The organism is Pseudomonas sp. FW305-3-2-15-E-TSA4, from assembly GCF_058787295.1.
The window spans coordinates 67872-89938 of sequence record NZ_JBYSZP010000021.1 but is presented as its reverse complement, the minus strand read 5'-3'; the positions used below and the strand labels follow the sequence as shown (position 1 = coordinate 89938).

Here is a 22067-nt window from a genome sequence, read left to right as displayed (position 1 = left end):
TCATCGTCAAGATTAAATTCCGAAACCCCAATTGCGAAAGCAGTTGGGGTTTTGTTTTGCCCGCAGGAAAGTATTTTTACTTAGGCAGCGAACAATTTTGCACAGTTATTTTCGAATCAGAACACTAGAATAACCCCCATCTTTTTCGGAGTCAGAGCCTTTATGTCAGATCCGGTTGACGCCCAAGGGCTGTCAGATTTACCGCTGGAAGACTTGGTGGCCTGTCATGAGTGCGACCTGCTGATGCGCAAGCCCAAGCTTGCCCATGGCGAGAAAGCACTCTGCCCGCGCTGCGGTTACGAGTTGTACGCCCATCGCCATAATGTGGTGCAGCGCAGCCTTGCCTTGGTGATCGCAGCATTATTGCTGTACATCCCGGCAAACTTTTTACCCATCATGCAACTCAATATCCTCGGACAATCTTCGCAGGATACGGTCTGGAGCGGCGTGCTCGGCTTGTTCAATACGGACATGCAGGGCGTTTCGATCGTTGTATTCCTGTGCAGTATGGCTATTCCGTTGCTGAAGTTGCTGTGCCAGTTATTCGTTTTGCTGACGATTCGATTCAACGTCGGACGCAGTTACGGCTTATTGCTCTACCGCATTTATCACCACCTCAAAGACTGGGGAATGCTCGAGGTCTACCTCATGGGTGTCCTCGTGGCGATCGTCAAACTGGCGGACATGGCGGCCATCACCGTCGGCCTCGGTCTGGCGTGTTTCATCGGTTTGTTGTTGGTTCAGGTCTGGCTGGAAGTGGTGATGTCACCGCATCAGATCTGGCAGGCGTTATCAGGAGGGGATGCCCATGCGGGCGATTGATGCGGGCATTCTGATCTGTACCGAATGTCATGAATTGAACAGACAGGATGCGGACACTGACGAGCAGACCTGCACCCGCTGCGGTGCGCTGGTTCACGCTCGTCGTCCTAACAGCCTGGTCCGAACCTGGGCCCTGCTGATCACGGCTGCGATTATCTACATCCCGGCCAATGTGTTGCCGATCATGACGGTCAGTTCGCTGGGGCAGGGCGATCCCAGCACCATCATGTCCGGCGTGATCCAGTTGGTGCAGCACGGCATGATCCCGATTGCCGCCGTGGTGTTCATCGCCAGTATTCTGGTGCCGACCTTCAAACTGGTGGGCATCGCGCTGCTGCTGTTTTCGGTGCAGCGGCGTCAGCCGTTGTCCGCGCGGCAGCGGATCTGGATGTACCGCTTCATCGAGTTCATCGGTCGCTGGTCGATGCTCGATATCTTTGTGATCGCCATTCTGGTGGCGGTCGTCAACTTCGGCCGGCTTGCCAGTGTCGAAGCCAACCTTGGCGCCATCGCCTTCGCCAGTGTGGTGATTCTGACGATGCTTGCCGCAGTAACTTTCGATCCCCGACTGATTTGGGATAACACGGAGTCGGACGACGACCATGACTGATTTGCCTGTAGCGAAAACCCGACCGGCCTCGAACTGGTCTGCCATTTGGGTACTGCCTCTGATTGCCCTGATCATCGGTGGCTGGCTCGGCTGGCGTGCCTATAACGAAACCGGTATCGAGATTCAGGTGCGTTTCGAAAGCGGTGAAGGCATCCAGGCCAACAAGACCGAAGTGGTCTACAAGGGCATGCCGGTGGGTAAGGTGAAGACGCTCAAACTTGATGACGAGGGCAATTCCAAAGGGGTGATTGCCACCGTTGAGATGAACAAGGACGTCGAGCAATACCTCAAGACCAGCACGCGCTTCTGGCTGGTGAAACCGAGCGTGACCCTGGCCGGCATCACCGGTCTGGAAACCCTGGTTTCAGGTAACTACGTGGCCATCAGTCCCGGTGAAGGCGAGCCGACCCGCAAGTTCAAGGCGCTGGCCGAAGAGCCGCCGCTATCGGACTCCAAGCCCGGCCTGCACCTGACGATCAAGGCCGATCGCCTCGGTTCGCTGAACCGCGGCAGTCCGGTGTTCTACAAGCAGATCAAAGTCGGTCAGATCAAAAGCTACGTGCTGTCTGAAGACCAGAGTACCGTTGAGCTCAAAGTGTTCATCGAGCCGACCTACGCCAAACTGGTGCGCAAACACACACGTTTCTGGAATGCCAGCGGCATCAGCATCGACGCCAACCTGTCCGGGGTGAAGGTACGCAGCGAATCTCTGGCGAGCATCGTCGCCGGGGGTATCGCCTTCGCCACACCAGAGAATCGCAAGGACAGTCCGCCCACCGATCCAAGCCTGCCGTTCCGTCTCTATGAGGACTTCGACGCCGCCGCTGCCGGTATTCGGGTCAAGGTCAAACTCAGTGACTTCGAAGGCTTGCAGGCCGGCCGTACGCCGGTGATGTACAAAGGCATTCAGGTCGGCAACATGAAAGCGTTGAAAATCGATCCGGATCTGAACAGCGCCACGGCCGAGCTGACGCTGGATCCTCTGGCCGAAGACTATCTGGTCGAAGGCACGCAGTTCTGGGTGGTCAAACCGTCGATTTCCCTGGCCGGTATCACCGGACTCGAAGCGTTGGTGAAAGGTAACTACATTGCCGTGCGTCCGGGCGACAAAGGTGCCGCGCCGAAACGCGAATTCGAGGCGCGGCCAAAAGCGCCGCCGCTGGATCTGCGTTCGCCGGGTCTGCACCTGGTGCTGTTCACCGATGTTCTCGGTTCGATCGAAGTCGGCAGTCCGATTCTGTACAAACAGGTCAAGGTCGGTTCGGTACAGAGCTATCAGTTCTCCAAGACCAAAAAGCAAATCGTCATCGGCGTGCATATCGAGAAGGAGTACGAAAACCTGGTCAACGCGTCGACACGCTTCTGGAATGTCAGCGGCATCACCCTCACCGGTGGTCTGACAGGTGGTATTCAAGTGAAGAGCGAGTCTTTGCAGACATTGATGGCCGGCGGTATTGCTTTCGAAACACCGCAAGCCAAGGCGCCGCTGCAAAAGCGTATTCCACGCTTCCGTCTGTTCGCCAACCATGATGAAGCCAACCAGAAAGGCACGCTGGTGACGATCAAGGTCGACCGCGCCGATGGTTTGCGTCCGGGCACACCGATTCGTTTCAAAGGCCTGGATGTCGGCAAGATTGAAGACGTCGATCTGACCGACGATTTGCAAGCCGTGATGATTACCGCGCGGATCACCGAAGTACCGGAGCGCATTGCGCGGGTCGGCAGTCAGTTCTGGGTGGTCAAGCCGGAGTTGGGGCTGATCAAGACCCAGAATCTGGAAACCCTGGTCACCGGGCAATATGTGGAAGTGCAGCCGGCGGCGAAAAATCTCGGCCCGCAGAAGAACTTCGTTGCGCTGGCCAGTCCGCCGGAAGTGAGCAAGCAGGAGGCTGGCTTGAGTCTGGTGTTGAGCGCCGCGCGCCGTGGCTCGCTGAAACCGGGCGTACCCGTGACCTACCGCGAAATCACCGTGGGCAAGGTCACCGGTTATGAACTGGGCCAGACTGCTGATCGCGTGTTGGTGCATATTTTGATCGAGCCGAAATACGCGCCGTTGGTGCGCAGCGGCAGCCGATTCTGGAACACCAGCGGTGTCGGTTTCGACATCGGTCTGTTCAATGGTCTGACGGTACGCACGGAGTCGCTGGAGACGGCGATTCAGGGTGGTATCGCCTTTGCTACGCCGGACGGTGAGCGCATGGGCACCCCGGCACGGGCTGAGCAGACGTTCCCGTTGTTCGACAAGTTCGAGGATGAGTGGCTGACCTGGGCGCCGAAGATTTCGCTCGGTAAGTAATCCGGAGTTGATGTGGCGTCTGGGAGGACGCCTTCGCGAGCAGGCTCGCTCCCACAGTGGATGGGTGGTGTACACAAAAATCAAGTTCGACGCTAATTCCTGTGGGAGCGAGCCTGCTCGCGAAGAGGCCTCAAAGGTCAGGACAAATCCCCAGCCATAAAAAAGGGCCGCGATCCCAACAGATCGCGGCCCTTTTTGGTTTTCAGCTAAAGTCGATCAAACCTCATCCAGCTCCGGCTCATCGGCTTGCACATTGACGGTGGCCTTCACCACATCATGCCGGCGGATGTACTTCCAGTCCGCCTCGTCGATGTAGATCCCCGCCGGGCCGCTGCCGCCCTCCAGGTCGATGGCGACACTGGCGCAGACTTGCGGCTTCACACTCGCCAGAATCGGCACGAAGCCCAATTGCAGGCTGGTTTCCAGCAGCGCTGCCTGGTTCTTCTCGTCGATGTCCGCCGCCTCGTCGAGGTAGTACGGCAGGCGCACGCGACCGGCCAGATCGCGATCCATCAGGTGCAGCAACAAGTACATGTTGGTCAGCGCCTTGATGGTCATGGTGGTGCCGTTGGACGCCGCGCCGTCGATGTCGGTGTGAATCACCGGCTGACCGTTGACCTTGGTGATCTCGAACGCCAGTTCGAACAAGTCCTTGAGGCCGAGCTGGTTGTGGTTCGCCGCCACCAGCCGCGCCAGGTACTCCTTGGCCTCTTCGTTCTTGTTGTCCTGTTCCGCGCTTTGGCTCAGATCGAACACCGACAGGGTTTCGCCTTCTTCGTACTGACCGGCGCTGTGGATGATCTGATCGATGTGCTTGAGCGCTTCCTTGTTCGGCGCCAGGACGATGCGGAAGCTCTGCAGGTTGGACACCTGACGCTTGTTGATCTCGCGGTTGAACAGCGCCAGTTGATGCTCGAGGCTGTCGTAGTCGCTGCGGATGTTGCGCAGGGTCCGGGCGATGTCGGTGACCGCCGCACGCCGCGCCTTGCCCAGCGTCAGGGCTTCGTCGGTACGGTGCGCGTAAGCGTTGATCAGCAGCGACAGACGGCGCTCCATGTCGTCTTCGCTGTCGAACTTGGCCACGCCTTTGAGGCGCACCTGCGCGTACAACGCTTCGATCTGACCGTCGGCGCGCAGCAAGCCTTGCCAGCTGTCCTGATAGTCGTTGAGCAGCGGCAGCAGGTTGTCCATCGAATCGTCGACCGGATCCATGAACGGCGTACCGAACGGCAGATCTGCCGGCAGCAGCTGACGGCGGCGCAGGGCGTCGTCGAGGGTGCGCTGCTTGGCTTCCATGTCGGCGATCTGCCGACCGACCAGTTGCAGCTTGGCCGACAGTTGCTGGACGCGCTCGGTGAACGCATCGCTGGAGCGCTTGAGTTCGTCCTGCGCGGCTTCCATCTGCGCCAGTTGCTCAAGCTTGTCGCCTTCTTCGGCGCTCAAGGTCTGGGTGCGACGGAAATCTTCCAGGGCTTTCTGCGCATCCAGCACTTGCTGGTACAGCGCTTCGGTCTGGGTCTTGCTCGCGGCGCGGTCGGCGGCCACGGCTTGCTGAGTCTTGAGCTGCTTGAGCTCTTTTTCCAGACGCTCTTTCTGGTCACGCAGCGCGGCGCGGTCGGCCAGCGCTTGCAGGGCCGGCGGCTCGATGTGCGAGATGTCGATCGACAGCCCCGGCACTTCGAAGCGCTCGCCCTTGAAGCCATCGAGGATCAGCTCGACCGATTTGACCCACTCGCCATCCTCGTCGAGGGTGATGCCGTGCTCGCCCAGCGGCAGGCTGAACAGCGCACTGTTGAACAGGCGCATCAGGCGCTCGACGTCCTGCTGCGAGAACTCCTCACGCAGGCGCGCATAGCTGTTGTTGTCGGCGTGATCGAGTTGCTGCTTCACCGACTTCAGACGTTTTTCCAGATCGCGCAGACGCTCTTCCAGATCCTCGGCGCTGAACTGCCGGGACTGTGCCAGCGCACCGGCCAGTTCGTCGTGCGCGTCCTTGGCCGCGAGCAGCTGTTGCTCCAGCACTTTGACGTCATCGACCAGCGCGAAGCGGTTCTTCAGTACCGACAACTCGCCAAGCCAGCGCTGAATGCCGGAGATCTCCCGCTCCAGCCGCATCAGCTCCTGCGTGCCGCCGCGCTGATCGTTTTGCAAATCATCCTGTTCGCGACGGTAGTGCTCGGCCTGAATTGTCAGCTCTTCCTTGCGCGCCGTGGCGTAGTCCGACCAGGTGCCAAGCAACGAGTCGAGCAGCGGCGACAGGCGATGCAGTTTGCCACGCAGCACATCGCGCTGTTTCACGCCGTTGGCCAGAGCTTCGACCAGCGGGCCGGCAGCGACCAGCGAGTTGTAGTCCTGCTCCATCCGGCGCACATCGCGGAAGGCTTCTTCGCACGCGGCGATGTAGTCGACGCTGCCGGAACGCAGGCTGTGCTCGAAGGCATCGAGGAACAACTGCTTGAGCTTGGCCGCAGTGATTTCGCGCATGTGCAGCAGGTTGATGAACAGCGCGCGGAAGGTCTTCAGGCTCTGCTCGCTGGTGGAGCGCAGCGGGATCAGGGTCAGATCCAGCGGGATCGAGGTGTGCCCGCCCACCAGCAAACGACGCAATTCATCAGGCTTGAGTTCGTAGGCTTTCAGGCCTTCTTTCTCAAGGTTGCTGAACAGTTCTTTTTGACGCAGGCAGGTGTCGTTCTTCTGGTAATGCGCCAGATCCAGCTTGCCGGCGTAGGCGAAGAACTGGTGACCGAAACCACCGCCCGGGCCGCGACCGACCACACCGATCACGTGCGGGCCGTGGGGCAGATTGACTTCGACGAGGATATAACTGGTGTCGGAGGCGAAGTAGAAACGTCGCGATTGTTCCAGGCTGTACTTGCCGAAACTCATGTCCGACATGCGCGCCAGAATCGGGAACTGCAGAGCGTTGATCGAGGCGGATTTACCGAGGTTGTTCGCGCCGTAGACCGACAACGGTTCTTCCAGCGGGAACAGACCGAGGCTGTAACCGGCGGTGTTCAAAAGGGCAAAGCGGCGGATGCCGTAGCGTTCCTGGCTCATGCGTCGGACTCCTGTTCTTCGGCAATGGCGCGGGCCAGTGCGTCTTCTTCGCTCTCTTCTTCAAACTCGCTGAGATCGAGCGGATCGTCGGTCTCGAGGAATTTGGCTTCGGCCTCTTCGTCGATCAGCACCGGTGCCGGCAGCGGCAGCACGCTGTGTACGCTGGCCGCCAGATCGCGGTCTTGCTGCACCGACAGGCACACATCGAGGAAACGGTGCATCGGCGGCAGGAAACGGTACACGCCGTTTTCTTCACCGGCGAAACCGAGCTGAGTCATGCGGCGCATGATTTTTTCTTCGAGTTCTTCGACGGTCTGCACTTCGGCCTGGATGAACAGGTCGCGGTATTTGTCCAGCAGCGACGGCAATTCTTCGCGGCCGAGGCTGCCGCCGTCGAGCACGGCGATCGGATCGCGGCCCTGATCGGCCAGATGCTCGACGAGAATGAAGGTGAACAGCGCCAGGCGCTGAGCGGTCTTGTTCACCGCCGCAGCGGCCATGTCCGGCACGAAGTAGTAGAAACCACGGGTGTCGCAGACCAGTTCGAAGCCCAGCGCCTTGAACAGCGTGCGGTATTGATCCTGGAAGTTTGACAGTTGCGCGTACAGTTCCGGGTCGCGGCGGCTGACATGATAGCCCTTGAACAGCTCGCGGAAGATCGGCGCCAGTTGGGACAGTTCGGATAGATCAAGATGCATTGGGGATGCTCGCAGAATCCTCGGCGGCGGAGTCGCGGGCCGAGAGCAGGGCGAAGGAGCGCAGGCTGACCTGGTGCTCGTGAGTGTGGTATTCGCGGCGTTCCAGACGCTCGCGGGTGAAGCGTTTTTCCCGCGACAGACGCGAGAACCAGTACAGCAATTCGTCGGTGGCGCCGTCCGGTTCCTGCTCCAGCAACCAGGTCATCAGATCCGGCATCGGCAGGGACTCTTCGCAACGCTCGACCATTTCGCGCACGGTGCGCGGTGCACGCGGCGCATCGCCGGATTTCTGGGGCTTGTGCGCCTTGGGGAAACGCGCCGGTTTCGGCTCAAAACGCGCCAAGGCGTAGACGTAGGCCTCGACCTGACTGGCGCTGCCGAGGAAGGTGCTTTGCGGCCGGGTGAACAGCGGCATCGCCGCTTGCGGCACGGCGTCGATGCCTTTGCGGCGAATCGCCGCCAGCGCCAGCGCGGCGCCACGGGTCACGGCGTTGTGCCGGCGCGCTTCTTCACGCAGCGGCAGCAGCAGTTCGCGGGCGTGGCGCAGGGTCAACTGGGCGCTGGTCTGCATTTCGAGGATACGCGCGTGGGTGCGCAGCAGCATGTCGTCATCGACCAGATGGCCGAGGCGCTGCTGTTCGCTGAGCATCTTCAGCAGCACGGTTTCGACCTTGCGCACGCCTTGTTCGAAGGCGCCGTCGGCGTTCACCAGGTCGATCATCGGCTCGACGTATTCGTCCCAGGTCGCCAGCACTTCGGCGTATCGCTGACGCAGCGGAATCTGCCGGTCGCTGGTCTTGGCCCGTTCGGCCACGGCGACCAGTGCCTGCTCGTCGTTGTCGAGTTTCTTCAGCACGTCGCGCACGCGCATGTCGAGCAAACGCAGCTGACGGGCGAGGTCGTTGCCGTCGCGCACATCGAACGCGTCCTGAATGTAGCCGGCCAGACGTTCGAGGTGACGCAAGTAGGCTTCGATTTCCAGGCACAGGCCCAGACGGTGCTCACGGCGCAGGTAGGCGAGGAAGTCGTGGATCTGCGCGTTGAGCTCGAAACGGTTCGGGCTTTTCGCCACGGGCACCAGAATGTCCAGGCGAATCCACACGTCGAGCAGGCTGGTGATGTCCTGCGGCGTGCTGTCCAGTTGTTGGGCGGCCAGTTGCGTGCGCAGTTCGTTGAGGCTCAGGGTGCCTTGGTCGAAGTGCTCGCACAGTGGCTCCAGAAGTGCCCAGTGTTCAGCGAGGGCGCGCAAGACGCGCTTGGGTTCGATCATCGGAATGGCCGGCTGGTTGGCGATTAAAAGCCGCGATTGTACTGCATCACGAGGGATGCGATTCACTCTCGGGACGGGCTGTCGCATTTTCTCAGGGAGCGAGCCCAGGTAAAGGCTATCGATCAACAGCAAGCGATCTTGAACGAAGGGCTGTAGAATCAGCCCACTTCAGTTATCCACAAGTGGCCGACCCTTTGCTTATCGAGTCCCGCCGCCGCGCCTATTTGAACGCCATGCAGGTGGTCAACTGGCTGCCGCGCACCGAATTGCCTTTCGCCGCCCCGTCGCGGCCCGAGCTGCTGGACATGCACGAGCCTGAGCCAGAGGTCGTGGTGATGCCGGTTGTGCAGGCCGAAGCTCCGGTGCAGCCTGCCGCCCGTCCGGTCGAACGGCCGAAGATCGAAGTGCCGCGCCCGTCGCTCGCCAGTACCCGCAATGGCGCCAAACCGGTGGAAGAGGTCGAGGAGGCGCCAGTTGTCGCCAGACCCGCGCCCGTGCCGCCACCGCGTTTTGCCCTGCAGTTGCTGCGCGCCGGGGCTTGCCTGCTGCTGGTCGAGTTACCCACAGGCGAAGCGTTCCAGAGCCGCGATCCGGCCTATCTGCTGCTTAAAGACATGTTGCGCGCCGCCGGTCTGCCGGATGCGCCACAAATCGTCGGCGAGCCGGTGCGCTGGCCGTGGCTGAACCGCGGCACCATGGATCAGGGCCCGGAAGCGGCGCGCGACTTTGTTCAGGGTTTCCTCTCGGTACAGATGGAAGCGGCACCCTGCGCCTGCCTGTGGCTGATCGGCCTTCCGGCAATACGCTTTGCCGGTGAAGCGGACGCCGAAGCGTTCAATAGTGAATTGCAGATCGAAGGCCTGGGCCTGGCATGGGCCATCCCCGGTCTGGAATTGTTAATGGAAGAGCCACAGCGCAAGGCCGCTGTGTGGCAAGCCATGCGTCGGCTGATGGCGCGCTGGAAACCATCGAATGAGTGAAGCTGTATCGTTCCGCCCGATGACCGAGGCGGACCTGGACGCGGTATTGAAGATCGAATACGCGGCGTACAGCCATCCCTGGACCCGCGGGATTTTTCTCGACGGGCTGGGCAAGTACCAGATCTGGCTGATGTTCGAAGGCCAGCAGCAGGTCGGCCACGGGGTGGTGCAGATCATTCTCGACGAGGCGCATCTGCTGAATATCACGGTCAAACCGGAGAATCAGGGACGGGGGCTGGGGCTGACGCTGCTCGAGCATCTGATGTCGCGGGCATATGCGGCCTCTGCCCGGGAATGCTTCCTGGAAGTGCGCGACAGCAATACCGCAGCGTTCAAGTTGTATGAGCGCTATGGTTTCAATGAGATTGGCCGGCGTCGCGATTATTATCCGGCGGTGGGCGGGCGCGAAGACGCCGTAGTGATGGCCTGCACCCTGGTCGACTGATCTTGTTTAAAAGCTTCGCGAGCAAGCCCGCTCCCACATTGGTTTTGAGCCGAGTCTCAATTCCCTGTGGGAGCGGGCTTGCTCGCGAAGGCGTCCTTACAGGCAATACAGATCAGCGATTGCCATCCAGCGGATCTCGCCGCGCCAGCTCCGCCTCATCCAGACCATTGCCGCCGCCGATGTCATCCTCATCGACAATGCTCAGATCCCAATCGGCCTGATTGCCCTCGCCAGCCTCTTCGGCATCGCGTGCGCCATCCTCGTGAATCAGTGTTTCCGGGCTCAAGTCATCGTCGGTCGGTTCATGATCAGCCGTCGATGCACCGGTAAGCCCGGCCTCGCGCACCCGTTCAGCGGGCATCAGTTGCTCGCGTTCACGTTCCGGAATCTCGTCGCCGATTTTCGCGCTGGGTTCTTCTTCATCGAAATCCAGCTCATGCACCGAGCCCATGCGGTCTTCGTTGTCATCGATGGGTTCCGGTTGCACCGCATCGAACGGACGTCGTGAATCAGTCATGGCAAATCCTCATACAGTGGGCCTTACTGAGTGGACTCACCGGGCACCCGAGAATTCCAAAGAAAAACACCTGCGGTTCTTGCGTGACCCCGACGGGCGGCCGTCTGTCATACCTGCGCATCTTTCTTGAGGCCTTAACCATGCACGACTTACAAGACCTGATTGATAACAACGAGCGTTGGGCTGACGCGATCACCAAGGAAGACCCGGATTTCTTCGCCAAGCTGGCGCGCCAGCAGACCCCGGAATATCTGTGGATCGGCTGCTCCGACGCACGGGTGCCGGCCAACGAGATCGTCGGCATGCTGCCGGGCGATCTGTTCGTACACCGCAACGTCGCCAACGTGGTGCTGCACACCGACCTCAATTGCCTGTCGGTGATCCAGTACGCGGTTGATGTGCTCAAGGTCAAACACATCCTGGTTACCGGCCACTATGGCTGCGGCGGTGTGCGCGCCTCGATGCAGGATCGCCAGTTCGGTCTGATCGATGGCTGGCTGCGCTCGATCCGTGACCTGTACTACGAAAAACGTGAAGAACTGGCCAAGCTGCCGACCGAGGAAGAGCAGGTCGACCGGCTGTGCGAGCTCAACGTCGTTCAGCAAGTGGCCAACGTTGCGCACACCAGCATCATCCAGAACGCCTGGCACCGCGGCCAGAGCCTGTCGATTCACGGCTGCATCTACGGCATCAAGGACGGTCGCTGGAAAAGCCTGAACACCACCATCAGCGGTTTCGAGCAACTGCCGCCGCAATATCGTCTGCGTCCGGTCGGGGCCTTGTAATCCGGATCAGTGCGCGTGCCGCCAGTGCTGCAAAAAGTGCTGGCCCTCGATACTGGGTGGCTCATCGTAGCCGGTGATCCACCCACGACAGCGCGGCGAGCCACAGGTGCAGGCGAACTGCTGCAACAAGCGATCTTCGGTGGCGGCGAAGTCGATGGTCAGGCGTTCACCCGGCTGAATGTCGCGAAGTGCCCACAGCCACAGCTCACTCATGTCCAGAAACACATTCGGATCGCAGGCGTGTTCGAGCAACCCGCAAAAGCGCGGGTCGTAGAGATGGATGCCGGCCAGTAACTGGCGCGTCTGTCGACAACGATAGGGCAGCAGTTGCCCGGAAACCCGACACATCCGGGTGATGCGCAAGAACGCCCGGCGCGCCACCACTGCCGCGTGACCATGGTGGTCCTGCACAATCTCGAAATCCTCGGTGGATGGGAAACCCAGACGCACCGGCAATCCGGCAAACGGGTAGATGCCGGGGGCGTCGCGTGGGATGTTGTGTTGATGGGCCTGATTATTCATAACGGTCCCTGTCGGCAAATGCTGCGACTTCCCTGGTCTGACGTCCTGTCAGCGCTGCAACATGTTTGGATCCAATATTCCGGTGTATCCCTCAAACTGTCTACTGTCAGATCTGACAGGCGTGATTGGCTGCTCCCCGCGTCAGCATTGACTGACACGGGAAGCTTTTTCAGCGGATCAGAGGTGTGGTGCAGGAACGGCGGTGGCCGGCAATTCGCCCTGAAGCTGTTGCAACTGGGCCTTGATTGGCGTGGTCGAGCACTTGGCGGCGGCCTGTGCCGGGGTCAGGTTGCGGATCGAGGTGTAGAACAGTTCGCAGGTCTTGCCCTTTTGCGTCACTTGCCAGGTCTGCGTGCAGCTGTTGAGCAGGGCTTTCGCATCGGTGCCCGGTTTACTGCCCATCCCGGCTTGCCAGCAAGCGGCGCTCAAGTCCTGACCCATGACCTTCAAACCGGCGGCATCGGCCTTGGCCTCATCGCCGTCATAGCTGGCCGGGTCGGCGGCGTACCAGATGTAGCTCGGATGGTTCGATCCCAGCACCGGCACGTTCACCCCAGCACTCGGGCTGATGGTCGCCAGACCCAATATGGCCACGGTCGGGCCGTATTGCTGCTTGATCCAGTTACGCACCGGCGCACCGAATGCGACCATCGGCAGGGTGGTGCCGGCGCTGGTCTGGCTGAACTGCTTGACCAGCGTGGTCTGATAATCCTTGAAGTAGTCGTAGACGCCCTCCAGATCACTGCCGGCGTTGGACGGCGCCGCGATTGGCGCGATGTCGATGATGGTCTGATAGGCCGGCGTCTGCTCGGCCGGAATGCCGTTGACGGTCAGCAGCGTGGCCCAGCGGTCGGTGGTGTTCGAGCGCAGGTAATCCTGCGCCTGAGTCAGCGAATAGTCCGGCGGGAAGTGCAGCAGTTCGACGCTCTTGCGGTTTTCCAGGGCCATGCCCAGCGGCAGGAACAGATACCAGCTGTACGCCCATTTGCCATCGGCATTGAGCTTGCTGGCGCCGGTATACGCCAGATCACCGGCATCGAGCAGCGCCGACAGCGGCTTGTCGTAACCTTTGGGCACGCCGCTGATCTCGGCGTAAATCTGCCCGTTATCGTTCTTCACCAACACCTTGGCATTGCTGTAACCATCGCGCTGCACGCTCTGGCTCAGGTAATGGGCGACGGTCTGCTCCAGCGACCAGTTGCGATAACAGATCACGCTGCAATTGTTGGGGTAGGCGAAGAGGCGGGTGACGCGCTCGGTGCTGCCCAGCTTCAGGTCGACATCGGCGTGGGCAGCCGCGCTCAGGGTGAGCGCGGCGAGGGTAAGAACTGCGGGGGTAAATCCTGCGAGTTTGAACATGCTCAGATCCTTTTCAGCGTGGGTTCCCCGGGTTCGGGGCGCTTCATATTGGATCAGCCGTGTTGCACAGAGAAGCTGTCATTCACGGAATTTTGCGTCAGCCCGCAGGACGGGGTTTTCAGGCCTGAAAATGCAGGGCGTTGGTCAGATCGCCCATCGGTTTCTGGCCACGGGCGATCATTGCCTCATCGCGCTGCTTGAGGCCGTCGAGGGTTTCCAGTTGGAACACTCGGGTGATCAGGCGCAGGATCGACGCCGTGTCGTAAACCGTGTGATCCACCGTGCCTTTGCGGGCGAATGGCGACACCACCAGCGCCGGCACCCGCGACCCCGGGCCCCAGCGATCGCCCTTGGGTGGCGCCACATGATCCCACCAGCCGCCGTTTTCATCGACCGTCACGACCACCACCATGTTTTTCCACTGCGGACTTTCGCGCAGCACCTTCAGGGCGCGGACGATGTGGCGGTCGCCTGAAGCCACGTCGGCATAACCGGCGTGCATGTTCAGGTTGCCCTGCGGTTTGTAGAAAGTTACCGCCGGCAGCTTGCCGGCCTCGGCATCGGCGAAGAACTTGTTGGTGCTCGACTCATCGCCCAGGCCGGCATCGCGCAGGCGTTTGTTGCGCTCTTGCGGGTTCTCCGGGCCTTGCCGCTTGAAGTAGTTGAACGGCTGGTGGTGGTACTGGAAGTTGGGGATCTTCGGAATCCCGCCCGAGTCCTTGTACTGCTCCAGCGTCGCCTGCCAGGCGCCGGCGTACCAGGCCCAGTCGACATTCTTCTTCGACAGCTTGTCGCCAATGTGCTCGTGGGTCTGCGGCACCATCACATTGGGCAGATCCGGCTTGGAGTACGCCGGACGCTCCGGGTCGCGAATCCACGTCGGCCAGTACGGCGGGGCGAGGGTGTTGACGCCGAAGCCGTCCGGGGTCAGCGCACTCGGGCCGAACTGCGGCGGGCCGGTCATGGCGCTGGCGGGCGATGCTTCCAGCGGTTTGAGGCGCGGGTCAGTCGGATCATCGCTTTGCAGGGCGGCGATCTGGGATTTGGCCACCGAATTGGCCGCATCCGGATAGAACGGCGCGGTGGCGCTGATCAGGTACTGGTGGTTGAGGAACGAGCCGCCGAAAGCACCCTGGAAGAAGTTGTCGCACAGCACGAATTCCTGCGCCACATCCCACAGGCGCAGCGAGTAGCGGCTCTGGGCGTAGTGCCCCATGGTCAAACCGCCGGAGTCGGCCCAGGCGACAAAACCATCGTTCTTGCCGCCATTGATCTGCATCTGGTTCTGATAGAACACGTGCCACAAATCGCGGGTCACCAGACCGAACGGCAAGTCTTCGCCGTTCGGGCCCTTGAGGGCGAAAGGCGCGTTGGGCAGGTTTTCCTGAAACTGCGTGGCGCTGGGGTAGGTCACGCCATCAAGCGTTTGCGGGCCGATCTGCAGCACGCCACCCCAGACTGGCGGCAGCGTCTGCAGCAGGCTGCCGTCGCGGTCACGTTGCTGGTAATCGGCAGGCTTGAGCGCCGACAGCGGCTTTTCGACGCCGGGGAAATCACCGAACAGGTTGTTGAAGCTGCGGTTCTCGGCGTAGATCACCACCACGGTTTTCACCTGATCGCGCAGGGCCTTGTCCAGCTCGGTCGGGGTCAGCGGGCGCTCGACTGGTTTACCCGGTTGATCGCTGGCGTTGCCGCAGCCGGCCAGGGTCGCGCCCACGCCGAGGACGGCAACACCGCCAAGGAAGCGGCGGCGGCTGGTGTCGGTGGGGTTGTCGGATTCAGGTGCGTCAGTGCCGTCTGTCTCGTCTTTCATCTGTCAGCCCGTTCAGCTTAATTGTTTCAGTTTGTTTCGGGCGGACGCTAACAATTGAATGTGACGGTTGGGTTACAAAATGGTGCGGTGTCTACGGCCCCTCGGCACTGCTAGACTGCTGCGATATAGAAACTGGTCTGAGTGAACCATGAAGCCTTCCATTGCTCTTGATCTGCAACGAGCTGCCGTTCGTGAGGTTGTCGGCAGATTCCGTGTGGCCAATCCGCGCGTGTTCGGCTCAACGGTGCTGGGTACCGATATGGAAGGCAGTGACCTTGATCTGTTGGTCGATCCATTGCCCGGTGCCACCTTGTTTGATCTCGGCGGGCTTCAGGTTGAGCTTGAAGATTTGCTGGGCGTTACCGTCGACCTGTTGACACCGGGAGACCTTCCGCTGAAATTTCGTCAGCAGGTTCTTGAACAGGCCCGTCCCGTATGATCGAGAACCGGCTCGGCGATTACCTTGAACATATGCGTCAAGCTGCGAGCGATGCGCTGGTCTTCGTCGAAGGTCTGAGCAAGGAAGAATTCGTCGACGACAAACGGACGCAACAAGCGGTCATCATGAGCCTGGTTATCATTGGCGAGGCGGCAACCAAAATAATGGATCGGTTTCCGGAATTCGCGGCTCAGAACACTCAAACTCCCTGGCGCAGCATGCGCGGGATGCGTAACCGGATCGCTCATGGCTACTTCGACATCAATCTGGATGTCGTCTGGGACACGGTTCAGGTTGCTTTGCCTGAGCTGTTGAGATTCCTGCCCTGCGAGCAACATTGATTGCACCTGCCATGAGGCAGGTGCAACCTCGTCAATCTACGGCATCACCGGCGGCGTATACGCCAATGTCGTCCCCAGCACCCACAGCAAGAACAGCACCAGCGGCGTGTGCACCAGCAATTGCACGAACGAGAAGCCGATCAGGTCGCGTGCCTTCAGGCCAAGCACGCCCAGCAGCGGCAGCATGTAGAACGGGTTGATCAGGTTTGGCAGCGCTTCGGCGGCGTTATAGATCTGCACCGCCCAGCCGAGGTGGTATTGCAGATCGTTGGCGACTTGCATCACGTACGGCGCTTCGATGATCCACTTGCCGCCGCCGGAAGGAATGAAGAAACCGAGAATCGCCGAATACACGCCCATCAGCAACGCGTAGGTGTCGTGGGACGCGATGCTGACGAAGAACGTTGAGATGTGATGCGCCAGCGTCTGCGCGTCGGCGCCTTTGACCGTGGTCAGCAGCGCGGCGATCGAGCCGTAGAGCGGGAACTGGATCAGCACGCCGGTGGTGGTCGGCACCGCCCGGGCCACCGCATCGAGGAAGCTGCGCGGGCGCCAGTGCAGCAGGGCGCCGAGCATGATGAACAGGAAGTTATAGGTGTTCAGCCCGGAAATCGCGGTGATCGCCGGTTTGCTCGAGAACTCGTGGAACAGCCAACCGGCCGCCAGCAACACCAGCAGAATGATCAGCAGCGGACTGTGCTCCAGCCATTCGCCGGGCCGGGTGCGCGGTTGCAGCGGTGGCAGGTTGAACGCCGGGTCGATGCCGCAATCCTTGGCATCGCGCGCAGAGTTCGGGCCGGGTGCGGTGGCGTAGGCGACGATGATCGAAATCACGATCAGCGCCAGCAGCATGGCGCCGGATTGCCAGAGGAAGATGGTTTGGGTGAACGGAATCACCCCGGTGATCGACAGGATCGCCGGCGGCAGGCTCGCCGGGTTGGCCTGCAACTGCGCCGCCGATGAGGACAGGCCCAGCGCCCAGACCGCGCCGAGGCCCAGATACGCCGCCGCACCGGCCGCGCGGTAATCCATTTTCAGATCGGTGCGGCGGGCGAGGGCGCGCACCAGCAAACCGCCGAACACCAGCGACAGGCCCCAGTTCAACAGCGAGGCGACCATCGAGATCAGCGCGACCCAGGCCACGGCAGAGCGGCCGTTTTTCGGGATGCGCGCCAGTTTGTCGATCAGTTTGACCGCTGGCGGTGAACTGGCGACGACGTAGCCGCCAATCACCACGAAGGCCATTTGCATGGTGAACGGGATCAGGCTCCAGAACCCGTCGCCGAAGGCCATCGCGGCATCGGTGGGTGTGGCGCCCATCGCCAAAGTGGCCAGCGCGACAATGATCACCGCCAGTGCGGCGAATACCCAGGAGTCGGGGAACCAGCGTTCGGCAAAGCTTGAACAGCGCAAGGCAAAGCGCGCAGAGCGGCTATCTTCGATATCAACGGCCACAGGGAGTACCTCGGATTTTTATGGTTATTGTGGGTCTGCAGGAACGGTCGCCCATCTCGACAACACAGAGATCCCTGTGGGAGCGAGCCTGCTCGCGAAGAGGTCGGCACATTCAACATCGAAGTTGGCTGGGCTGACGCCTTCGCGAGCAGGCTCGCTCCCACACGGGGTTCGCTCCGGTCAGTCGGCGTTGGCCAGGTTCCTCCGGACAGGCTTAAACAGTAAATCAAGCCAGGCTGTTTTGTGAGCTGGTTTTGCGAAACCGGGACTATGGTCTAACGGGTTGTCCCCAGGTGGATTTGCGTAGACCATGGGCGCCTTGGTTTTTTGCCTGCCAGAGTTCTTTGCCATGACTGCCCAATCCACAGCCCGACCGGCGCCGTTCAGCCGCTCCGACTACAAGACCCTCGGTCTTGCGGCCCTCGGCGGGGCGCTGGAGATCTACGATTTCATCATTTTCGTGTTCTTCGCCCTGACCCTCAGCCAGTTGTTCTTCCCGCCGGAAATGCCCGAGTGGCTGCGTCTGCTGCAAAGCTTCGGGATCTTCGTCACCGGTTATCTGGCGCGCCCGCTGGGCGGTATTCTGATGGCGCATTTCGCCGATCGCCTAGGCCGAAAAAAGGTCTTCAGCCTGAGCATCCTGATGATGGCGCTGCCGTGCCTGCTGATCGGGATCATGCCGACTTATGCCCAGATCGGCTATTTCGCGCCGCTGCTGTTGCTGGCGCTGCGCATCCTGCAAGGCGCGGCGGTCGGCGGCGAAGTGCCGAGCGCCTGGGTGTTCGTCGCCGAGCACGCGCCTGCCGGGCATCGCGGTTACGCGCTGGGCTTTTTGCAGGCCGGGTTGACCTTTGGTTACTTGATTGGCGCGCTGACCGCGACTTTTCTCGCACAAGTGTTCACCCCGGCGGAAATCCTTGATTACGCCTGGCGTTATCCGTTCCTGCTCGGCGGTGTGTTCGGCGTGATCGGTGTCTACCTGCGCCGCTGGTTGAGCGAAACCCCGGTGTTCATGGCCATGGAAGCCCAGCGTGAAGCGCGGGTCGAACTGCCGTTGCGCACGGTGCTGCGCGAACATCGTCTGGCGATGTTGCCGGCGATGCTGCTGACCTGTGTGCTGACGTCGGCGGTGGTGGTGTTCGTGGTCATCACCCCGACCATGATGCAGAAAACCTTCGGCATGACCGCCAGCCACACCTTCGCCCTGAGCGCGTTGGGCATCGTCTTTCTCAACATCGGTTGTGTGATTGCCGGATTGCTGGTCGATCGCATCGGTGCCTGGCGCACGGTCATGCTTTATAGCCTGCTGCTGCCGTTGGGCATTGGTGTGCTTTATAGCTGTCTGATCATGGGCGGCAATTGGGTCGGGCTGGCGTATGCCGTCGCCGGCCTGGGCTGCGGTGTGGTCGGCGCGGTGCCATCGGTGATGGTCGGACTGTTTCCGGCGCGGATTCGCGTGTCGGGTATCTCCTTCACCTACAACATTGCCTACGCCGCGTGGGCGAGCATCACACCGCTGTTGCTGATCGGTCTGATGCCTTGGAGTCCGTGGATCTGCGTAATGTTCTGTGCGGTGATGGGCGCAGTCGGCATTGTCAGCGCGGCGTATTTCGGTTCGCGCATGAGCGCTGTCGGGCGCCAAGCCGTGGCGCCCTGTTCCTGACGAGTGTCAGGTCAGCCAGTGCCACCACAGCAACGTCCCGACCAGTCCCACCACCGAGACAATGGTTTGCAGGATCGACCAGACCCAGATGGTCTGTTTGAGTTGCAAGCCAAAGTACTCGCGAACCATCCAGAAGCCGGCGTCATTCACGTGGCAGAAGAACACGGAGCCGGCGCCAATCGCCAGCGCCACCAGTGAGCTTTGCGTCGCGGCGAGCCCCGCCATCATCGGCGCCAGAATCCCCGCTGTCGTCGTGGTCGCGACGGTCGCCGAACCCGTAGCCTGACGCAGTGCCACGGCAATCAGCCAGGCCAGCAGCAGGTAGGGCATGTGTGCACCTTCGGCGACTTTGCTGATGGTCTGGCTGACACCGGCGTCCAGCAAGGTCTGCTTCAAGCCGCCGCCAGCGCCGATGGTCAGCAGCAACACGGCAATCGGCGCCAGGCTTTTGCGCAGCGTGCCGCCGACCTGTTCGCGCGGCATGCCGTTGGCCCAACCGAGGCAGATCACCGCCGCCATCACCGCAATGCCCAGCGCCACCAACGGTTCGCCGAGGAACTTCAGGGTCAGAGCGACGCTGCTTTCGGGGGGCATCGCGACTTTGGCCAGGGTGCTGCCGAGCATCAGCAGCACCGGCAACAGAATGATCAGCAGCGACAGGCCGAAACTCGGCTGGCGCGGCGCTTTCGGCGGGGCGCTGAACAGTGCGCCGAGCTCTGCCGGCTCATCGACGTGCATGCGTTTCGACAGCCAGTTGCCGTACAGCGGCCCCGCCAGAATCACCGCCGGAATCGCGATGCTGAAGCCCAGCAACATGGTCAGCCCAAGGTCGGCATGCAATGCGCTGACCGCGATCAGCGGCCCGGGATGCGGCGGCATCAGTGCATGCAGGGTGGTCATCCCGGCCAGCGCCGGAATGGCGATTTTCAACAATGGCTGACCCGAGCGACGGGCCATGACGAAGATGATCGGCACCATCATCACCAGCCCCACTTCGAAGAACAGCGGCAGGCCGATCACCATCGCCACCAACGCCATGACCCACGGCAGGGACTTGCCTTTGCCCAGCCCGAGCAGCGTCGAGGCGATACGGTCGGCAGCGCCGGACTCGGCCATCAGTGCGCCAAGCATCGAACCCAGGGCAATGATGATCCCCGCTTCTCCGAGAATCGCCCCGGCGCCTTTGCTGAACGCCTTGGCTACGTCTTCCGGCGGCAGACCGGCGCCGACACCGGCAATGAAAGTGCCGATCAGGATCGAGAGAAAGGGCGGGAGTTTAGTGGCACTGATCAGGACGATGATGGTGGCAATCGCCACCAGACAGCAAAGAATCAGGCGGGTGTCATGCACCATCCAGGCAGCGGTCGATAAATCCAAAACGGCACTCCTTATCGGGCGGATACCTGCAACATGTTGTTGCAATTTTCCCTGAGGATACCTGAAGTGGCCGGGCCAGAGCGGCGGCTTTTGTAACGGCTCAGTGGAGTGATCGATAGGAGTAAAAGCCCGGCGGGATTATTTTTGACTGACCGGTCTCGAACGCTCTTCAGAAAAGTTTTCCAAGGCCGATGGTTAAGCTGCATCCCGCTTTCTACCCTGCCTATCGGTACTTTCCCATGTTCAACAAACGCCTCAAGCAAGAGCTGGCTACGCTTCGTGAAGAACTCTCCAGCCTGCTGCAAGTGAAGGAAAGCCTGGAAAGCGAGATGCTGGTGCTGACCCTGGAGCCTGATGGCCGGATTCAGTCGGTCAATCAGAACTTCCTCGGCGAGATGCTCTACAAGAGCCAGGATCTGGTGGGGCGCGCCATTGAAGACATCGTTCCGGCGCACGTGAAGGCCGACGACTTTCATCATCGTTTCAAGGCCGCACTGACCCGTGGCGAGCATTTCGCCGGGGCCGTACGCCTGTTGCGTGGTAATGGCGAAGAAGCGTGGCTGCGCTCCATCGTGCAGCCGGTGCGCTCTTCGGACGGGCGGATCAAGCATTTCTCGATTTTCTCCAGCGACCTGACCCGCACCATCGAAGCCTCTCGCGAACACGAAAACCTGATCGGTGCGCTGGTGCGTTCGACGGCGGTGATCGAGTTCGACCTCAATGGCAACGTGCTCAATGCCAACGAGCGCTTTCTGCAGGGCATGGGTTACAGCCTGGCGCAGATCAAAGGCAAACATCACCGGATGTTCTGCACCCCTGAGGAATACAACAGCGCCGAGTACCAGAATTTCTGGCGTCGCCTGAACAACGGCGAGTTTGTCGCCAACCGCTTCAAGCGGGTCGACAGCCATGGTCGTACGGTGTGGCTGGAGGCGTCCTACAACCCGGTGGTCGATGCCAACAACAAACTGTACAAAGTGGTGAAGTTCGCCACGGTGATTACCGATCAGGTCAACCGCGAACAAGCGGTTGCCGACGCGGCCAGCATTGCCTACAGCACTTCGCAGCAAACCGACAGCACTGCGCAACGGGGCACTACGGTGGTCACCGAGGCAGTGAATGTGATGCGTGATCTGTCGCGCCACATGCAGGCGGCCGGTGAGGGCATCGAGGCGCTGAACGAGCAGTCGCAGGTGATCGGTACCATCGTCAAAACCATCAGCGGCATTGCCGAACAGACCAACCTGTTGGCGCTCAACGCCGCCATCGAAGCAGCCCGTGCCGGCGAACAGGGCCGGGGCTTCGCGGTGGTGGCCGATGAAGTGCGACAACTGGCCTCGCGCACCAGTCAGGCGACCGAAGAGATCGTCACCGTGGTGCGGCAGAACCAGGAAATGGCACGCAACGCCGTGGCCCTGATGACCGATGGCAAGCTGCAGGCCGAGCAGGGCTTGGCGCTGGCGGCGGAGGCGGGCACGGTGATCGTCGAGATCCAGGACGGCGCGCAGAAAGTGGTGGATGCGGTCGGCCAGTTCGCCAATCAACTCTCTAACTGACCTGGACTAAACCCTGTAGGAGTGAGCCTGCTCGCGATATCGGTCTGACATTCAACCTCCAT

Annotated in this window: 19 protein-coding genes and 1 pseudogene; 11 read left to right on the top strand and 9 right to left on the bottom strand. The window is 61.0% G+C overall.

Annotation, left to right across the window (positions count from 1 at the left end):
* Positions 1 to 162: 162 nt before the first annotated feature.
* From AC3WMV_RS25105 to AC3WMV_RS25095, 3 genes are read left to right on the top strand one after another with little or no spacing between them, the layout of a single operon-like run.
* Positions 163 to 822, top strand: a complete 660-nt coding sequence (locus AC3WMV_RS25105) for a paraquat-inducible protein A (RefSeq protein WP_103368572.1) — start codon at positions 163 to 165, stop codon at positions 820 to 822.
* Positions 809 to 1432 carry a paraquat-inducible protein A gene (locus AC3WMV_RS25100; protein ID WP_103368571.1) on the top strand — a complete coding sequence of 208 codons (624 nt, stop codon included), beginning with the start codon at positions 809 to 811 and terminating at the stop codon, positions 1430 to 1432. Before AC3WMV_RS25105 ends, AC3WMV_RS25100 begins: the two co-directional genes overlap by 14 nt.
* Positions 1425 to 3728 carry a PqiB family protein gene (locus AC3WMV_RS25095; RefSeq protein WP_027612259.1) on the top strand — a complete coding sequence of 768 codons (2304 nt, stop codon included), beginning with the start codon at positions 1425 to 1427 and terminating at the stop codon, positions 3726 to 3728. The genes AC3WMV_RS25100 and AC3WMV_RS25095 overlap by 8 nt, the downstream gene beginning before the upstream one ends.
* 216 nt (positions 3729 to 3944) lie before the next feature.
* Here the strand turns inward: AC3WMV_RS25095 and mksF are convergent, their stop codons facing one another.
* Genes mksF through mksB form a run of 3 tightly spaced genes read right to left on the bottom strand, consistent with a single transcriptional unit; the run spans position 3945 to position 8753 of the window.
* Positions 3945 to 6785, bottom strand: a complete 2841-nt coding sequence (mksF, locus tag AC3WMV_RS25090; protein ID WP_003228206.1) for an Mks condensin complex protein MksF — start codon at positions 6783 to 6785, stop codon at positions 3945 to 3947.
* Positions 6782 to 7483, bottom strand: coding sequence for an Mks condensin complex protein MksE (mksE, locus tag AC3WMV_RS25085; RefSeq protein WP_016773189.1), 702 nt, complete (start codon positions 7481 to 7483; stop codon positions 6782 to 6784). The genes mksF and mksE overlap by 4 nt, the downstream gene beginning before the upstream one ends.
* A complete protein-coding gene (gene mksB, locus AC3WMV_RS25080) occupies positions 7473 to 8753 on the bottom strand; it encodes an Mks condensin complex protein MksB (RefSeq protein ID WP_171061842.1) in 1281 nt (426 codons plus the stop codon). Before mksB ends, mksE begins: the two co-directional genes overlap by 11 nt.
* Before the next feature lie 233 nt (positions 8754 to 8986).
* Between mksB and AC3WMV_RS25075 the strand changes: the two genes are divergently transcribed.
* Together AC3WMV_RS25075 and rimI are read left to right on the top strand one after the other, a co-directional pair.
* Positions 8987 to 9733 (top strand): energy transducer TonB, encoded by a 747-nt coding sequence (locus AC3WMV_RS25075; protein ID WP_103368569.1) that lies wholly within the window; start codon positions 8987 to 8989, stop codon positions 9731 to 9733.
* Positions 9726 to 10178, top strand: coding sequence for a ribosomal protein S18-alanine N-acetyltransferase (gene rimI / locus AC3WMV_RS25070; protein WP_027612255.1), 453 nt, complete (start codon positions 9726 to 9728; stop codon positions 10176 to 10178). Before AC3WMV_RS25075 ends, rimI begins: the two co-directional genes overlap by 8 nt.
* A gap of 112 nt (positions 10179 to 10290) precedes the next feature.
* Here the strand turns inward: rimI and AC3WMV_RS25065 are convergent, their stop codons facing one another.
* Positions 10291 to 10695 (bottom strand): serine kinase/phosphatase, encoded by a 405-nt coding sequence (locus AC3WMV_RS25065; protein ID WP_103368567.1) that lies wholly within the window; start codon positions 10693 to 10695, stop codon positions 10291 to 10293.
* A 140-nt stretch (positions 10696 to 10835) separates the two neighbouring features.
* On the opposite strand from AC3WMV_RS25065, the gene can reads away from it, so the two are divergent.
* Complete coding sequence (gene can, locus AC3WMV_RS25060) at positions 10836 to 11480, top strand: carbonate dehydratase (protein WP_003228196.1); 645 nt, start codon at positions 10836 to 10838, stop codon at positions 11478 to 11480.
* A 6-nt stretch (positions 11481 to 11486) separates the two neighbouring features.
* Here can and AC3WMV_RS25055 read toward each other — a convergent pair whose 3' ends face one another.
* The 3 genes from AC3WMV_RS25055 to AC3WMV_RS25045 all read right to left on the bottom strand — a co-directional run bounded on the left by AC3WMV_RS25055 (position 11487) and on the right by AC3WMV_RS25045 (position 15174).
* Complete coding sequence (locus AC3WMV_RS25055; protein WP_103368566.1) at positions 11487 to 12002, bottom strand: SET domain-containing protein-lysine N-methyltransferase; 516 nt, start codon at positions 12000 to 12002, stop codon at positions 11487 to 11489.
* 177 nt (positions 12003 to 12179) lie between these two features.
* On the bottom strand, positions 12180 to 13361 hold the full coding sequence (locus AC3WMV_RS25050; protein WP_103368565.1) for a hypothetical protein: 1182 nt from the start codon (positions 13359 to 13361) through the stop codon (positions 12180 to 12182).
* Positions 13362 to 13479: 118 nt separating this feature from the next.
* The gene (locus AC3WMV_RS25045; RefSeq protein ID WP_103368564.1) at positions 13480 to 15174 is read right to left on the bottom strand and encodes an acid phosphatase; all 1695 of its coding nucleotides are present in this window, start codon (positions 15172 to 15174) and stop codon (positions 13480 to 13482) included.
* 148 nt (positions 15175 to 15322) lie between these two features.
* On the opposite strand from AC3WMV_RS25045, the gene AC3WMV_RS25040 reads away from it, so the two are divergent.
* Positions 15323 to 15613 (top strand): nucleotidyltransferase family protein, encoded by a 291-nt coding sequence (locus tag AC3WMV_RS25040; protein ID WP_103368563.1) that lies wholly within the window; start codon positions 15323 to 15325, stop codon positions 15611 to 15613.
* Positions 15610 to 15954, top strand: a complete 345-nt coding sequence (locus AC3WMV_RS25035; RefSeq protein WP_095136792.1) for a HepT-like ribonuclease domain-containing protein — start codon at positions 15610 to 15612, stop codon at positions 15952 to 15954. The genes AC3WMV_RS25040 and AC3WMV_RS25035 overlap by 4 nt, the downstream gene beginning before the upstream one ends.
* 36 nt (positions 15955 to 15990) lie before the next feature.
* Here the strand turns inward: AC3WMV_RS25035 and AC3WMV_RS25030 are convergent, their stop codons facing one another.
* Positions 15991 to 17409 carry a short-chain fatty acid transporter gene (locus AC3WMV_RS25030; protein WP_103368562.1) on the bottom strand — a complete coding sequence of 473 codons (1419 nt, stop codon included), beginning with the start codon at positions 17407 to 17409 and terminating at the stop codon, positions 15991 to 15993.
* Positions 17410 to 17758: 349 nt separating this feature from the next.
* Here AC3WMV_RS25030 and AC3WMV_RS25025 point away from each other — a divergent pair, with 349 nt between their 5' ends.
* A complete protein-coding gene (locus AC3WMV_RS25025) occupies positions 17759 to 19072 on the top strand; it encodes an MFS transporter (protein WP_103368574.1) in 1314 nt (437 codons plus the stop codon).
* A gap of 6 nt (positions 19073 to 19078) precedes the next feature.
* On the opposite strand, the gene AC3WMV_RS25020 is transcribed toward AC3WMV_RS25025, so the two are convergent.
* The gene (locus tag AC3WMV_RS25020) at positions 19079 to 20449 is read right to left on the bottom strand and encodes a GntT/GntP/DsdX family permease (protein ID WP_103368561.1); all 1371 of its coding nucleotides are present in this window, start codon (positions 20447 to 20449) and stop codon (positions 19079 to 19081) included.
* Positions 20450 to 20640: 191 nt separating this feature from the next.
* On the opposite strand from AC3WMV_RS25020, the pseudogene AC3WMV_RS25015 reads away from it, so the two are divergent.
* Both AC3WMV_RS25015 and AC3WMV_RS25010 read left to right on the top strand, forming a co-directional pair.
* A pseudogene (locus AC3WMV_RS25015) lies at positions 20641 to 21465 on the top strand (PAS domain-containing protein); the annotation flags it as partial.
* Complete coding sequence (locus tag AC3WMV_RS25010; protein ID WP_371917798.1) at positions 21445 to 22005, top strand: methyl-accepting chemotaxis protein; 561 nt, start codon at positions 21445 to 21447, stop codon at positions 22003 to 22005. The pseudogene AC3WMV_RS25015 and the gene AC3WMV_RS25010, both read left to right, overlap by 21 nt.
* Positions 22006 to 22067: the final 62 nt, after the last annotated feature.

What these genes read in the sequence shown, in the direction of transcription:
- AC3WMV_RS25105 (WP_103368572.1), top strand. Translation starts at nt 163, where the DNA reads ATGTCAGATCCGGTTGACGCCCAAGGGCTGTCAGATTTACCGCTGGAA.
- AC3WMV_RS25100 (WP_103368571.1), top strand. Translation starts at nt 809, where the DNA reads ATGCGGGCGATTGATGCGGGCATTCTGATCTGTACCGAATGTCATGAA.
- AC3WMV_RS25095 (WP_027612259.1), top strand. Translation starts at nt 1,425, where the DNA reads ATGACTGATTTGCCTGTAGCGAAAACCCGACCGGCCTCGAACTGGTCT.
- mksF (WP_003228206.1), bottom strand. Translation starts at nt 6,785, where the DNA reads ATGAGCCAGGAACGCTACGGCATCCGCCGCTTTGCCCTTTTGAACACC.
- mksE (WP_016773189.1), bottom strand. Translation starts at nt 7,483, where the DNA reads ATGCATCTTGATCTATCCGAACTGTCCCAACTGGCGCCGATCTTCCGC.
- mksB (WP_171061842.1), bottom strand. Translation starts at nt 8,753, where the DNA reads ATGATCGAACCCAAGCGCGTCTTGCGCGCCCTCGCTGAACACTGGGCA.
- AC3WMV_RS25075 (WP_103368569.1), top strand. Translation starts at nt 8,987, where the DNA reads ATGCAGGTGGTCAACTGGCTGCCGCGCACCGAATTGCCTTTCGCCGCC.
- rimI (WP_027612255.1), top strand. Translation starts at nt 9,726, where the DNA reads ATGAGTGAAGCTGTATCGTTCCGCCCGATGACCGAGGCGGACCTGGAC.
- AC3WMV_RS25065 (WP_103368567.1), bottom strand. Translation starts at nt 10,695, where the DNA reads ATGACTGATTCACGACGTCCGTTCGATGCGGTGCAACCGGAACCCATC.
- can (WP_003228196.1), top strand. Translation starts at nt 10,836, where the DNA reads ATGCACGACTTACAAGACCTGATTGATAACAACGAGCGTTGGGCTGAC.
- AC3WMV_RS25055 (WP_103368566.1), bottom strand. Translation starts at nt 12,002, where the DNA reads ATGAATAATCAGGCCCATCAACACAACATCCCACGCGACGCCCCCGGC.
- AC3WMV_RS25050 (WP_103368565.1), bottom strand. Translation starts at nt 13,361, where the DNA reads ATGTTCAAACTCGCAGGATTTACCCCCGCAGTTCTTACCCTCGCCGCG.
- AC3WMV_RS25045 (WP_103368564.1), bottom strand. Translation starts at nt 15,174, where the DNA reads ATGAAAGACGAGACAGACGGCACTGACGCACCTGAATCCGACAACCCC.
- AC3WMV_RS25040 (WP_103368563.1), top strand. Translation starts at nt 15,323, where the DNA reads ATGAAGCCTTCCATTGCTCTTGATCTGCAACGAGCTGCCGTTCGTGAG.
- AC3WMV_RS25035 (WP_095136792.1), top strand. Translation starts at nt 15,610, where the DNA reads ATGATCGAGAACCGGCTCGGCGATTACCTTGAACATATGCGTCAAGCT.
- AC3WMV_RS25025 (WP_103368574.1), top strand. Translation starts at nt 17,759, where the DNA reads ATGACTGCCCAATCCACAGCCCGACCGGCGCCGTTCAGCCGCTCCGAC.